At 42.4% G+C, this 14617-nt stretch carries 13 protein-coding genes and 1 other annotated feature; of the genes, 2 read left to right on the top strand and 11 right to left on the bottom strand.

Going from position 1 to position 14617, the window contains the following annotated elements:
• Positions 1-3: 3 nt before the first annotated feature.
• The 3 genes from polX to zapA form a co-directional block, all read right to left on the bottom strand.
• Positions 4-1710: a DNA polymerase/3'-5' exonuclease PolX gene (gene polX / locus CSV75_RS01485; RefSeq protein ID WP_099674445.1), complete on the bottom strand. Its 1707-nt coding sequence runs from the start codon at positions 1708-1710 to the stop codon at positions 4-6.
• A gap of 85 nt (positions 1711-1795) precedes the next feature.
• Positions 1796-2335: a CvpA family protein gene (locus CSV75_RS01480; RefSeq protein ID WP_099674444.1), complete on the bottom strand. Its 540-nt coding sequence runs from the start codon at positions 2333-2335 to the stop codon at positions 1796-1798.
• 10 nt (positions 2336-2345) lie between these two features.
• Positions 2346-2606, bottom strand: coding sequence for a cell division protein ZapA (gene zapA / locus CSV75_RS01475; RefSeq protein ID WP_099629713.1), 261 nt, complete (start codon positions 2604-2606; stop codon positions 2346-2348).
• 173 nt (positions 2607-2779) lie between these two features.
• Between zapA and rnhC the strand changes: the two genes are divergently transcribed.
• Positions 2780-3700, top strand: coding sequence for a ribonuclease HIII (gene rnhC, locus CSV75_RS01470; RefSeq protein ID WP_099674443.1), 921 nt, complete (start codon positions 2780-2782; stop codon positions 3698-3700).
• Positions 3701-3763: 63 nt separating this feature from the next.
• Here rnhC and pheT read toward each other — a convergent pair whose 3' ends face one another.
• The 3 genes from pheT to CSV75_RS01455 all read right to left on the bottom strand — a co-directional run bounded on the left by pheT (position 3764) and on the right by CSV75_RS01455 (position 8359).
• Complete coding sequence (pheT, locus tag CSV75_RS01465) at positions 3764-6175, bottom strand: phenylalanine--tRNA ligase subunit beta (RefSeq protein ID WP_099674442.1); 2412 nt, start codon at positions 6173-6175, stop codon at positions 3764-3766.
• 12 nt (positions 6176-6187) lie between these two features.
• Entirely contained in the window at positions 6188-7225 is a 1038-nt protein-coding gene (gene pheS, locus CSV75_RS01460) for a phenylalanine--tRNA ligase subunit alpha (RefSeq protein ID WP_099674441.1), read from the bottom strand.
• Between the two features lie 75 nt (positions 7226-7300).
• Positions 7301-7535 (bottom strand) — a binding site (T-box leader).
• A gap of 53 nt (positions 7536-7588) precedes the next feature.
• The gene (locus tag CSV75_RS01455) at positions 7589-8359 is read right to left on the bottom strand and encodes a TrmH family RNA methyltransferase (RefSeq protein WP_099674440.1); all 771 of its coding nucleotides are present in this window, start codon (positions 8357-8359) and stop codon (positions 7589-7591) included.
• 83 nt (positions 8360-8442) lie between these two features.
• On the opposite strand from CSV75_RS01455, the gene sspI reads away from it, so the two are divergent.
• Complete coding sequence (sspI, locus tag CSV75_RS01450) at positions 8443-8658, top strand: small acid-soluble spore protein SspI (protein ID WP_099674439.1); 216 nt, start codon at positions 8443-8445, stop codon at positions 8656-8658.
• A gap of 246 nt (positions 8659-8904) precedes the next feature.
• On the opposite strand, the gene CSV75_RS01445 is transcribed toward sspI, so the two are convergent.
• The 5 genes from CSV75_RS01445 to CSV75_RS01425 form a co-directional block, all read right to left on the bottom strand.
• Positions 8905-10527 carry a long-chain fatty acid--CoA ligase gene (locus CSV75_RS01445; protein WP_099674438.1) on the bottom strand — a complete coding sequence of 541 codons (1623 nt, stop codon included), beginning with the start codon at positions 10525-10527 and terminating at the stop codon, positions 8905-8907.
• Positions 10528-10750: 223 nt separating this feature from the next.
• Entirely contained in the window at positions 10751-11209 is a 459-nt protein-coding gene (locus CSV75_RS01440) for a small multi-drug export protein (RefSeq protein ID WP_099674437.1), read from the bottom strand.
• A 105-nt stretch (positions 11210-11314) separates the two neighbouring features.
• Complete coding sequence (gene argF, locus CSV75_RS01435; RefSeq protein ID WP_233191562.1) at positions 11315-12280, bottom strand: ornithine carbamoyltransferase; 966 nt, start codon at positions 12278-12280, stop codon at positions 11315-11317.
• A 144-nt stretch (positions 12281-12424) separates the two neighbouring features.
• On the bottom strand, positions 12425-13510 hold the full coding sequence (locus tag CSV75_RS01430) for a M42 family metallopeptidase (protein WP_099674435.1): 1086 nt from the start codon (positions 13508-13510) through the stop codon (positions 12425-12427).
• Positions 13511-13558: 48 nt separating this feature from the next.
• Entirely contained in the window at positions 13559-14545 is a 987-nt protein-coding gene (locus tag CSV75_RS01425) for a diaminopimelate dehydrogenase (RefSeq protein ID WP_099674434.1), read from the bottom strand.
• Positions 14546-14617 lie beyond the last annotated feature (72 nt).

Raw genomic sequence — 14617 nt, 5'->3', positions numbered from 1 at the left:
CTTTCATTTACGAATCACTTTCTCAATAAATGTTTCAAGCGGCCATGTGTTAACTACCTGCTCAGCAGGAAGCCAAGCTTTTTGTGCATATTCCACGCCAATCGGCATAATATCCAGTTGTTCTGTCGCGTGCGCATCTGTATTGATTGCAATATTGACGCCCGCTTCCATTGCTTGTATTACGTGTTCTGTGCGCAAATCTAAACGATATGGACTTGCGTTCACTTCAAGAATTTTACCATATTCACTCGCCCACTTGATGAGCTGCTCGATATCCGGATTATATCCTTCACGTTGACCAATAATACGACCTGTTGGATGGGCGATCATGTGCACGTGTGGATTTTTACATGCAGCATGCAGACGCTCCATAATCTGCTCCTGCGGTTGATTAAAACTAGAGTGAATAGACGCAATAACAAAGTCCAGTTGCTTTAGAATCTCATCTTCAAAATCTAATGTCCCGTCCGGAAGAATATCCATCTCTGTTCCACAGAATACCTCAATGTCATCATACAATGCATTCACTTCACGAATTTCCTCAATTTGCTTCAATAAACGCTCAGGTGTTAAACCATTTGCTACTTTTAAATAATGCGAATGATCGGTAATGACCAGATGTGAATAGCCTTTTGCACGGCAAGCCTCCACCATCTCTTCTATAGAATGTCCACCATCTGACCAAGTGGTGTGCATATGAAGATCGGAACGGATAAGTTCAGGTGTGACAAGTGTAGAAATCTCCTTTACACGATCAAGCTCCGTTCCGTCCTTGCGAATACTTGGCGGAATGAATGGCAAATCAAAATGAGCAAAAAATTCTTTTTCATTAGCAAACGTCTGCACATGTCCTGCTTCATCCTCCACGCCGTACTCACTGATTTTCTCTTTACGGTTTTTAGCCAACTGGCGCATCCGTATATTATGCGCGGCAGAGCCGGTAAAGTGATGTAGTGCCGTCGCAAATTGATCTTCAGTTACAAAGCGGAAATCTGCATCGATTGGACTTACTGTATCAAGCGAAATTGACAGTTTAGCATCGCCCGCTGCAATCACTTTTTCGATCGGTAACGCAGCCAATATTTTTTCACGAACAATTTGTGGTTCTTCAGTTACAAGAATCCAGTCTACATCTGAACTTTCTTCTTCGCGCCTACGATAACTCCCGGCTACTTGATACTTCTGAATTTCCTCAATCAACTGTAATTCAGCCTGAACTATATCAACGATTTTTGCCACTTGCCAAATGGGTGTCTTGCCGGAACGATTTGCGAGTATTTCTATTTCACGCAATAAGTTTTCCTCTGTCTTTTTGCCGAATCCCGGAACTTTGCTTACCTCTTGTCTTTCGCAAGCTGCTTGAAGTGATTCGACCGAATCTATATTCAACGCTTCCCGTAGTTTGGCAATTTTCTTTCCACCCAATCCAGGAATATTTAAGAGAGGAATCAAACCTTTTGGCACCTTCTCCTCAAGCTCCATTAATACATCTGAAGTTCCTTTTTCCATTAAATCAGTAATAACCGCACCGGTTCCTTTACCGATTCCTTTCAACGATAGGATATCATCCATCTCAGCGAGACTTCTCGTGTCCAATTCCAGAATCGAAGCGGCTTTCCTGAATGCTGCTACCTTAAAATGGTTTTCTCCAAGTAACTCCATATATAATGCAATTTTTTCAAACGTACGAATTATAGTCTTTTTATTCAAGTTCGTATCCTCCCACTCTGTTAAAAAAGCTTCCACGCGTTCGGGAAGCTTTTGGTTCATATGTACAGTACATTATTTACGAGCGTTAGCCTATATAAACGAACCACCAATTTTTTATTGCCGAGGAAATAATTGGCGTATGTTCGAATATCGCTTTTGCCAGCAATGAATGACCTACTGAGTTTTGAATGACTTCAACGGGAAGCATCGCAAGTAAAGATAATACAAAAAAGATGATTACGTAGAATTCAATGAAGCCTAGTCCCGCGCCAACTAGGCGCGCGCCGAAACCTAGAATCGGAATATGCTTTATGAAGTCCAACATAGAACCAACTAATTGCAAAACCAGCTTCATTCCGACAAAAATTAAAACAAATGCGATCAACCGATAAAACGTCATATCCATATCCAAGTTTTCGAACGTCCAGCTCAGCGTATCTGCTGCAGTCGCCCCCGGATAGGGTATCCATAATATTAATTTTTCTGCAAATGGCTTGTAAAACTTATACGCTACGATTACCGATACAATCAATCCTAACATATGGATGAGCTGTACGATGAACCCGCGTCTAAAGCCCGCTATTAAGCCCCCTATAAGCAGTAAAATAATGAGTAAATCTACCATGTTTTGAACCTCAACCCTTCATTTTTTTCACTTCATCTTCTAATTCTTTTACTCTTTCTTGTAATTTTAGAAATTCATGCACATTATTTACCGCCGTCAGGACAGCAATCCTTTTACTGTCGAGATGTCGATTATGCTTACTGATTTCGCGCATTTTTTCGTCAACGAGCGAGGCTACATAACGCACATGTGAAGAAGGTTCCGTACCAACAACCGTATATGTTTGTCCGTAGATTTCAACTGTCACTCTTGCTTTTTTATTGTCCGCCATTTTATGCCCTCCCCCTAAAAACCCTCACATAATCATACCATGAAAATCAATTACTTGTGAATCAATTACGCCTCATATTGACACGAGGTTCAAAATTCAGACATGATCTTTCATAAGGGACTCTAATTTCAGGTATACTAAGGAATAGATTATTCCGAGAGGTGGATAAATAAATGAGTAATCAGGTCATTGTCCTGTCTGAACAAGAATTACCGAAAGTACTTCGCTTCTATGAAACAAATAAAGTTACCCGTAATGCACCAGGTGTCATTTTTGCAGCTAAGATTGCCGATACGTCCATTACTGCTTACCGGTCCGGAAAAGTGTTGTTTCAAGGTGCAGGTGCAGACAGAGAAGCTGCACGCTGGGGGACTGTAACGAAAGTGACACCATCTGGAGCAAAAGGAGATACATTACCTGCAAATTTTGCATCGCTATCCGTTCTCGGCTCAGATGAGACAGGTACAGGCGATTTCTTCGGTCCGGTTACTGTAGCTGCTTGTTTTGTTCGTAGTGACCAAATTGAATTGGTAAAAGAACTAGGCGTAAAAGATTCCAAACAACTTACAGATGCGTATATGCAACACATCGCGGAGGATTTGAAACGAGTTGTAACTTACTCCGTACTGACGCTCGATACTATCAAATATAATGAAATCCAAAGTAGAGGATGGTCGCAAGGTAAGATCAAAGCTATTCTTCATAACCAAGCACTTCAGCAAGTACTGGATCAGATGCATCCTGTTTTACCAGAACATATTCTTATTGATCAGTTCGCGGAACGACGTGTTTACTATAATTATTTAAAAGATGAATCTTCTATTATTCGAGACAAAGTATTTTTCTCGACAAAAGCTGAAAACCTCCACGTCTCAGTAGCCATTGCCTCTATATTGGCACGAGTCGCATTCCTTGAAGCAATGGATCAATTAAGTACAAAAGCTGGTGTCACATTACCTAAAGGGGCTGGACCCAAAGTTGATCAAATAGCTTGTCAAATCATCCGTAAAAAAGGAGAACCATTCCTACACAGCATCACGAAAGTACATTTCGCCAATACACAAAAGGCATTGAATCTCGCATATAAAAAATAATATGGTTGCGGTGAAATAAAGTAGGCTACCTGTCAGAAAACTGATAGGTAGCCTGCTTATTTTTTATGATCGAAGTTGTGCGTTTGCTTGTACAGTTAACGCATCCAGTACTTTACTGTGCGCCTTAACGACGTCTTCATCCGTCAACGTACGTTCGGGATCGAAGTATGTCAGAGAGAACGCCACGGATTTTGTTCCTTCATCTACGTTCTTCCCTTCATATAAATCAAACAGCTGAACCTTCTTCAGTAATTTACCGCCTGCTTGCTGGATTATTTTCTCCAAGTTCGCTGCAGTTGTGTCTCGATCGACAACTAAGGCAATATCACGGGAGATGGAAGGATAGCGTGGAACAGCTTCATACAACAGCTCTTCTATTGCAGTTTGCATAATAGCCTGCAAGTTCATTTCCATGACATACGTCTCCTGCAAGTCACGTTGTTTTTGAACGGTTGGGTGTACTTGACCGATGATACCCACTGACTGATCGTCTAACCATACTGTCGCTGTACGACCTGGGTGCATTTGATCCACTGTCGCTTTTGTAAACTGCAGTCGTTCATGCAAACCTAACTGCTCAAACAATCCTTCTACAATTCCCTTCATAACGAAGAAGTCGACTTTCTTCGTTTCGCCTTGCCATGCATGGTGAACCCATTTGCCAGTCAAGGCTGCTGCAACATGTTCCACTTCTTTCGGTAAACCATCCTCTTCGATACCAAGAAAAACAGATCCTGTTTCGTAAAGTGCAATCGACTCATTTCGACGAGCCACGTTATATGTTGTTGCATCAAGAAGGTGCGGAATGATGCTTTGGCGAAGAATACTGCGCTCTTCACTCATCGGCATAAGCAATTTCGTCACAGGAGCGGTCTCTAACGCGAAAGCTTGCGCATCTTTTGGTGAAGCCAATGAATACGTCAAAGCTTGCGATAGACCTGCCGCTTCAAGGTATCTGCGAACAATGCGACGCTTCGCCTGATACGGTGTCAATCCGCCTGGTGTACTTTCCACGATCGGTAATGTTTTCGGTATTTCATCATAACCATATAGGCGCGCGATTTCTTCAATCATATCTTCTTTGATTTTCAAATCTTGACGTCTTGTCGGAATATCCATCACGAGTTGGCCATTGATTAAGTCCGTCGGGATCTGCAAACGATCCATAATCGTTTTCATTTCATCCATAGCAATCTTCATACCTAGACGATTATTCACGTAGTCCGGCGAAAGAATGATTTTCTGGGGTGTTTTGTCGAGTTCGTCAAAGGTAACGGATCCTTCAAGAACTTCTCCGCCTGCAAGTTCCGCCATCATTTGTGCCGCTCGTTCTGCTGCTTCTGCTACACGATTCGGGTCAACGCCTTTTTCAAAACGTGTGCTTGCATCACTGCGCAAGCCCACTTCTTTGGATGTTTGTCGAACAGAACTTGGTGCAAAATAAGCGGATTCGATAACGACCGTTGTGGTACCTTCGTGCACTTCTGAATTCGCACCGCCCATTACACCCGCAAGCGCGACCGGCTCTTTACCATTCGTTATTACTAGTTGCTGGTCATTCAATGTACGCTCCACTTGATCAAGCGTCACCATTTTTTCACCTTCACGAGCATGACGCACGACGATCTCTTTCGTTTCAAGACGGTCATAGTCAAATGCGTGAAGAGGCTGTCCGTATTCCATCAATACATAGTTCGTGATATCCACCACGTTATTATGCGGTCGAATACCCGCTGACATTAACGTGTTTTGCAACCACTGAGGTGATTCCGCAACTTTCACGTTCTTCACTACTTTTGCTACGTACATGGGATTGTCTTCAGTTGCTTCTACGGAAAGCTTCAAAACGCTTTGAGCTTTTTCTGCAGACGCTGAATAAGAAATTTCCGGCAGTTTAATATCTTTAGATAAAATCGCTCCTACTTCATAAGCAACACCAAGCATACTTAATGCATCAGAACGGTTTGGCGTTAAATCAAATTCTAAAATACGATCGTACAAACCAAGATGCGTCAATGCACTATCTCCAGCACGGACATCATTCGGTAACACATAGATTCCTTCAGCATACACTTTTGGAACTAATTTTCCTTCTATACCGAGTTCTTGCAGGGAACAGATCATACCGTTAGATTCTTCCCCACGAAGTTTCGCTTTCTTGATTTTCATTCCGCCAGGCAAGATAGCCCCTGGACGTGCGACAATGACATGTTGCCCCTCTGCGATATTTGGAGCTCCACAAATAATTTGCGAAATTTCTCCACCTACATCGACTTGACATATGTGTAATTTATCCGCTTCAGGATGTTTTACACAGTTATTCACGTATCCAATGACGATATTATCCATACCGAATGAACGATCTATGATGCCGTCTACTTCAATACCAGCACGAGTAATTTTTTCTGCCAGTTCTTCTACAGACAGTTCGTTCCAATCTACGTAATTACTTAACCAATTCGTTGATACTAACATCAATATTCCTCCTTATGCCTCTGAACGGTGGAATTGTGAAATAAACCGAATGTCATTTGTATAGAAATGACGAATATCTTCCACTCCGTATTTTAACATCGCAATTCTTTCCGGCCCCATGCCGAATGCAAATCCTGTAACTTCTTCGGGGTTATAGCCAGCCATTTCTAAAACGTTTGGATGGACCATACCCGCTCCTAAAATTTCGATCCAGCCTGTTTTCTTACAAACGTTACAGCCTGTTCCGCCACACTTAAAACAAGAAATATCCATTTCAACTGAAGGCTCAGTGAACGGGAAGAAGCTTGGACGCAAACGAATTTCACGCTCAGCACCGAATAATTTCTTTGCCAATAAATCAAGCGTGCCTTTCAAGTCGCTCATGCGGATGTTTTCACCCACAACAAGTCCTTCTATCTGTGTGAATTGATGAGAATGCGTCGCATCATCTGAGTCTCGGCGGTATACTTTACCTGGACAAATGATTTTGATTGCAGCCCCATCTTTCGCTTCCATCGTACGAGCTTGAACAGGAGAAGTGTGTGTGCGCAATAAAATGTCCTCTGTAATATAGAAAGAATCTTGCATATCACGGGCTGGGTGACCTTTTGGCAAATTCAACGCTTCAAAGTTGTAATAATCTTTTTCCACTTCGGGACCTTCTGCGATTTCATAGCCCATGCTAATGAAAAAGTCTTCAATTTCCTCTACTACCCGTGTTAATGGGTGATGATTACCTAGTTCTACTGGACGGCCTGGTAATGTAACATCAATCGATTCATTTTCCAATTGCTCCTGGATCGCTTGCTGTTCAAGGGTTTCTTTCCGTTCCTCAAGAATTTCTGTAACACTTTCACGAATTTCGTTGACGAGCGCACCCATCTTTGGGCGTTCTTCAGCAGGCAGTTTACCCATCCCTTTTAACAGGTCGGTAATCGGTCCTTTTTTCCCTAGATACGCTACGCGCACATCATTCAAATCTTTGACAGTATTGGATTCTTTAATTTTCAGCATTACCTGTTCTTTCAGTTCATGCAACTGTTCTTTCATGTTTACTTGCTCCTCTCTCTATTTCGGTAGTATTGCTTAGCTAAACTTTCCGGAAAACAAAAAACTCGCCCCTATAAAAGGGACGAGGTCGATTTCGCGGTACCACCCTGATTAGTTTGCATCAAAAAACGATGCAAAATCACTTGAATTGGAATAACGGTCCTATGCCGGCACGCCTTTACATGTCTGGTCCAAGCGCGCAGCTCGCGGGGTGAACTTCAATGGAGCATCGTTTTTCACACTTTCAGTCAAGGTGTGAAATCCCTGATAACGCATCTACCCATTTACTTTTCCCGGTCATTGCTATTTTCTTTGATTCGACTTCTAGTATACCGTAAATCGATTACGCCTTCAATAGAGATGTCATGGCTGACGAAGCGTGTACAACAAGATACCTGTTGCAACTGCCACATTCAGTGATTCAGCTTGGCCGTATAACGGAATTTTCACTACATGATCGGCCTGAGATAGTAATTCGCTATCAACGCCACTTCCTTCATTTCCTACAAGTAGTGCAAATGAGGTGTGTGTTTGCAGTTCATCGAGGGAAACAGCTTGCTGCAAACCTGTACCGATAATCGGGACATGATGGCTTTTCAAACGATCGATCCAAACGGACAACTCTTCGCGTACTACTGGAATATGGAAATGAGAACCTTGCGCAGAACGAACCGTTTTCGGATTGAATGGATCTGCACATCCTTTACCTAAAATGACTGCATCCAAACCTGCCGCGTCTGCAGTACGAATCATTGTGCCGATATTTCCTGGATCTTGTACAGCATCAATTAACAACACCCGCTTCCACTGATGTTGATCTGTTTCTTCATATTGAGGCTGTCTACAATAGGCAAAAACACCTTGTGTCTGCTCTGTTTCGGAAATCTCCTTAGCAACTGCAGCTGTCAGTTCAATAATTGGCGCTGTCCAATGTACCGGAATTTCAATATCCTCGCGTACAAGTAATTGAAGAACTACATCTGGCTGTTTAATGGCTTCTTCGACAAGATGGACACCTTCCACAAGGAACTCTTTCGTCTGATCTCGTTCCTTTCTAGTCGTAACTAGTTTCTTCCAATGTTTCACTAATGAGTTCTGAGTTGATTCAATTCGTTTATTCAAGAGGCTGAACATCCTTTTTTTCTTTTTAGTGTATCAAACCAGCGTATATTTAGCGACTTTTGTGGAAAAGATGAGAATAAAGGAGGCTGAAGAATATGAATTTCCAAATACGCGATGCAATTTCAGCAAACATGACAAACAATAGCTCCACTGACGTACGAAGCGTGATCGACGATGCCATCCAACGAGGCGAAGAACATTTATTGCCGGGATTAGGTGTGTTTTTCGAGCAACTATGGAAACGTTCCGATGAAAAAGAAAAAACAGAAATCACTAATGAACTAGCTCAAGCATTCGCCCAAGCACAATAAAAGATCATTAAAACAAAGACAAACCCTTCACACTGATTGAGCGTGACGGGTTTGTCTTTTGAACATTTTTATTACGGCATACTGGTTAGTGGAAAACACTAGTGTACTGGAGTGTAAGGCGGCGACTCGGGGAGGATCAGCTCGACAGGTGAGACAAGTAAAGGGAGCTTGCGACCTAGTTGGCTCATCGCCAGCCCTCTCGACCGCATCCTAGAACGCAGGGAAAAGATGCACACCTACGTCTTTTTACTTCTTCGTAAAGTGTTCTTTTAACTGATCACGCAAAGCAGCCTTCAAAAACTTCCCGACAGACGTCTTAGGAATCTCCTTGACAAACAAAATATCATCTGGAATCCACCAACTTGCAAACTGTCCCTTTAGCGAATTCTTCAACTCCTGTACCTTCGCGTCACTCTCCGCCACATTCTCATTCAACACTACACATGCTAGCGGACGCTCCATCCACTTCTCATGCGGAACCGCAATCACTGCAGCCTCATACACATCATTATGTGACATCAATGCATTCTCCAAATCAACAGAAGAAATCCATTCTCCACCACTCTTGATCAGATCCTTCGTACGATCCGTCAACTTCAGATAGCCGTCCTCTGTCATCACCGCAATATCTCCCGTATATAGCCAACCATCTTTAAACGCTTCTTCGGTACGCTCATCTTTATAATATTCACTTGCAATCCATGGACCTCTGACGGTCAACTCACCCATCGTCTGGCCGTCCCACGGTACTTCTCCGTCTTCATTGACTACACGAATATCCAGCCCCGGCATGACCAAGCCTTGCAAAGACCGAATATCAATTCTCTCATCTATTGTCAAATTATCCATAGAAGAGGTTAGCACAGATAAACTGACAAGCGGTGAGGTTTCCGTCATGCCATAGCCGATAACAAATGGTATTTTGTATTTTTCTTCAAATGTCTTAATTAAGCCTTTAGGAGACGCAGATCCACCACACACGATGACACGTAACGATGAAATATCACGTGGTTTTTGCTCAAGCACTCTTAATACAGCCAGCCAAATCGTCGGAACACCGGCCGTAATGGTCACTTTTTCACTCTCAATCAAGTCGAGTAAGACTGTCGGATTGAATCCTGGCCCCGGTAAAACTTGGGTTGTCCCAAAGAAAACTGCGGCAAATGGCACTCCCCATGCATTGACATGGAACATCGGCACAACAGACATTGCAATATCGCGTTCACACAGTGCCATAGAATCCGCCAGTCCGAGTGCGTAGCTATGCAACACCAATCCACGATGTGTATAAATAACTCCTTTCGGTTGCCCCGTGGTAGCAGATGTATAGCATAAGCCTGCTGGAGTATTCTCATCTAAATCTTCCGGATATTCATATTCATCTGAGGCGTTTTCCACTAACGCTTCGTAAGAATGGACATTTTCTAACGTAGTCTCGGGAATATCTTTACTATCGCCCATGACTACAAAATGTTTTACCGTCTTCAGCATGGGTGCCATTTTTTCAAGATGAGGGAAAAATTCTGCATCCACTAGCAAAATTTCGTCTTCCGCGTGATTGATAATATACATAATATGCTCAGGCGATAGTCGTATATTAATCATATGCAAGATTGCACCCGTACAAGGCACTGCGAAATACGCTTCTAGATGACGGTGATGGTTCCAAGCGAACGTACCGACTTTTGTTCCATGCTCCATCCCTAACTGTGTCAGTGCATTTGACAGTTTACGTGTTCTCTTTGCCCATTCACGATACGTAAAACGCTGTATACTCTGTTCACCAGTTCGTGAAATAATCATTTTGTTTGGAAAAAAACGTTCTGCACGTGTGATAAATGTAGATAGAATCAATGGTGTTTGCATCATATTCATCCGCTCCTCTTTCGTTAGAAATCAAGTTATCGATCCGTCTAACACGATCCAAAGCATGTACTATCATTTCAATGAAATCGATGCGCAGATGGAATGATTCCTAGGATGTACTCTACGCGCAAACAACTAACTCTATGAATATTCACTACTGTTACTTTCTAAATATAGTATATACATTGACTGACTATTCTGTCTACATAAATCGGTAGAATGTAGTTCACACCAATTTTTGACGCGTCCAAAAGAATGCATCCACACCAAGAACGGTTAGTGCACCGAATACGATTGACCATATAGCAAGGCTAATTAGCAACCAACTAGCAGTCTTTGATTTGGAAGAGCCTAGAGCAAGTGCCAAGAACGCTGCCAAATGAGAGCCAATCAGAATTGGACCTAGCAATGCTAGACCTGGAACACCGTAGCGCTGCCAAATTTTCTCTGCACGAGCTGTACGCTTTGACGGAGGTTTTACATCGGTTTTCTTTTTGCTATCCCACCAGTTTTTCAATTTCTGAAAAACCAAAATTTCAAGCACTATAGTTAAAGCATTTCCTGCAAAACCAATCACAATAGCAGCCGGCAGAGACATACCACGTAAAATCCCCAAAGGAACCGCCACTAATACTTCAAACCCCGGTGTTGCACCCGCAAGAAATACAAGTAAATACGTAATCAACTAGTTTCCTCCCCCATTTCGATTCCATTCAGTATATCAAATGAAAGAGTGCAAAACATAAAAAAACTGCTTTCCGAATTCACAGGAAAGCAGTTGAATGATTTATTATAATAAAGATGCGAGGATCGCTTTTTGTGCATGCAGACGATTTCCTGCTTGCTGGAATACATACGAGTTAGAACCATCGATTACGGAAGTCGATACCTCTTCTTCACGGTGTGCTGGTAGACAATGCAAGAACACATAATCCTTTTTCGCATGACTGACCAATTGATCATTGATTTGGAAATCTTTGAAATCGACTAGACGCTTCGCCGCTTCTTCTTCCTGCCCCATACTTGTCCAAACATCCGTATAAATTGCATCTGCATCTGTGGAGGATTCAATCGGATCGTACGTCGACGTCACGCTTCCACCATTTGACTCAGCAATTTTCTTCGCTTTTTCAAGTAAACCTGAGTGGTATTCATAACCTTTAGGTGTCGCCACAGAAACATGCATACCCATATGGGCACCCGCAATCACTAATGAATGCGCAACATTGTTGCCGTCTCCAATATAGGAAAGTTTTAAGCCTTTCAAATCGCCTTTTACTTCTTTGATAGTCAGTAAATCCGCCATTGCTTGGCACGGGTGAAATAGATCGGTTAATCCGTTAATGACTGGAACTGAAGTATGTTCTGCCAATTCCTCCACCATTTTATGAGATTTCGCACGAATCATCACACCATCTAAAAACTCGGATAATACTTTACCTGTATCTGAAACAGATTCTCCACGTCCAATCTGTAAATCCCGTGCATTCATGAATAGACCATGTCCACCCAATTGAATCATGCCTACTTCGAATGAAATACGTGTACGAGTGGAGTTCTTCTCAAAAATCATACCTAGTGTTTTGCCTGCCAAAATGTCAGGTGTTTTACCAGCCAATGTATCTTGCTTCATGTCATATGCCAGTTGTATGAGATACGCGATTTCCTCACTAGAATAATCGAGTAATGTTAAAAAGTCGCGTCCTTTTAAGCTATCCTTATCTATGCCTGTAGTTGTTTGATTTGTTTTTACCATTTGTTGATCCCCTACCATCCATTTGAAGTATGTATAAACTAGTATACAATTGTATATTTATGAAGTCAAATGAATCTTTATAAATATTCATAGTATTTCATTAAAAACAGCGATGCTTTTTGGGCACCGCTGTGTGTGTATAAATTATTCAAATGTGATGTTTTTTACTGTATTTGCATCAAGGCGTTTAACAATTTCAACTAACAGTTTAACTGTATTCTCAAAATCTTTACGGTGAAGCATGGCCGCATGACTATGGATGTAGCGAGTCGGAATGCAGATAGCCAATGTAGGGATTCCTGTTCCACTTAAGTGGATTGATCCGCCATCTGTTCCACCACCGGCCATTGTCGCAAATTGATACGGAATATTCAGCTCTTCTGCTGTATCGACTACAAAATTGCGTAATCCTCTATGGGAAACCATCGAAGCGTCATACAACAAGATCTGCGGACCTTCACCCATTGTACCAACTGATTCTTTTGCTGTAATACCTGGTGTATCTCCAGCAATTCCTACGTCTACTGCGAAACCGATATCCGGTTGAATTTTATTCGTCGCTGTTTTCGCTCCACGCAAACCAACTTCTTCTTGAATAGCACCTACACTATACAAACGATTCGGGTGCTTTTCACCTTTTAGCTGCTTCATCACTTCAATAGCGATGGCACAGCCGATACGATTATCCCATGCTTTTGCTAATAAGTAATTTTCGTTTTTCATGACCGTGAATTCGAAGTACGGCACAATCATGTCGCCTGGAAGAACGCCCCATGATAGAACTTCTTCTTTTGACTCTGCGCCTACATCAATGAACATGTCTTTAATATCAACAGGTTTCTTACGAGCTTCGGGAGGCAAAATATGTGGCGGCTTTGAACCAATCACTCCTGTAATCGTCTCGCCAGAACGTGTAACGATGGAAACACGTTGTGCCAACATGACTTGTGACCACCATCCACCTACTGTCTGAAAGTAAATGAAGCCTTTGTCATCGATTCGCGTCAACATAAAGCCTACTTCATCCAAGTGTCCCGCGATCATAATTTTCGGTCCGTTTGCATCGCCTTCTTTGCTAGCGATCAGTGAACCTAGTCCGTCATGATCGATTTCATCTGCATAGGGTTTGATGTGTTTCGTCATGACGTCACGCGCTTCGCGCTCATTGCCAGGGATTCCTCGTGCGTCCGTTAAATCTTTTAGCATCTCTAACGTCTCATCTAGTTTCATAAAATATTCTGCCTCCTCATTCTATATCCAAACGTAATGGCTTCGGTCTTACAATAGTTCTTTACGAATAGCTGCAGGTGATTTAGGTGATAACAATCCTGGTGCGATGTCATAGACTGTCTTCGCCCCAGTCTCGCCTTTTTGCTGCAATTTATAAGCTGCTCTCGCATATGCGACTAAGACACTTGACGTGAATTCGGGATTACTGTCTAGTTTGAGTGAAAACTCAATGACTTGATCCGTGTGTTTACCTGTATTGCCGCTTCGAATGACGAAACCACCATGCGGCATCTTTGCATGATCCATACGAAGTTCTTCTTCCGTAATAAAATGAACCATTGTATCGTAGTCTGCAAAGTAGTCAGGCATGGTGACAATCGTTTCACGAACTTGATCTTCACTTGCTCCTTCTTCAAGAACGACATAACATTCACGTGTATGTTTATCTTTAGTTGAAAGCTCAGGATGCTCACCGTTACGCACACGATTGATCGCATCCTCCGCGGGTAAAGTGTACTGAACGCCTGCTTTGACACCATCAACACGGCGCACTGCATCGGAGTGACCTTGGCTTAATCCTTTACCCCAGAATGTATAGGTTTCCCCTTCAGGCAAAATGGATTCTCCCATTAAGCGATTGATTGAAAATAAACCCGGGTCCCACCCAACAGAAATGATTGCTGTCGTCCCTGCTTCTTTAGCTGCTTCATCAACAGCCGCGAAGTACTCGGGAATCTTTGCATGCGTGTCAAAGCTATCTACTGTTGTAAAGTGTTTCGCAAGTGCTGGCCCTTGTTCAGGCAAGTCATTTTTAGATCCACCGCATAAAATCAATACATCAATATCTTCTTTAAAAGATTCAATTTCATCCAGCTTATAGACCGCTACTTGCTCCGAGAGTAATTGTACGTCTTTCGGCTCTCTGCGTGTGAATACACCAACTAATGTCATATCTTTATTTTGACTAATGGCTGACTCTACTCCACGCCCCAAATTACCGTAACCAGCGATTCCTACTCGAATTTCTTTCGTCAAGATCACTCATCCCCTTTTTCTTTCTGTTTACGTTTCTCATTTTACCTTTAAGGGTGATAGATTGCGAATATT

Origin of the sequence: Sporosarcina sp. P18a, assembly GCF_002743135.1 — a bacterium.
GTDB lineage: Bacteria > Bacillota > Bacilli > Bacillales_A > Planococcaceae > Sporosarcina.
Note: the sequence above shows the minus strand (reverse complement) of the source record. Positions and strands in the feature narration are given on the sequence as shown.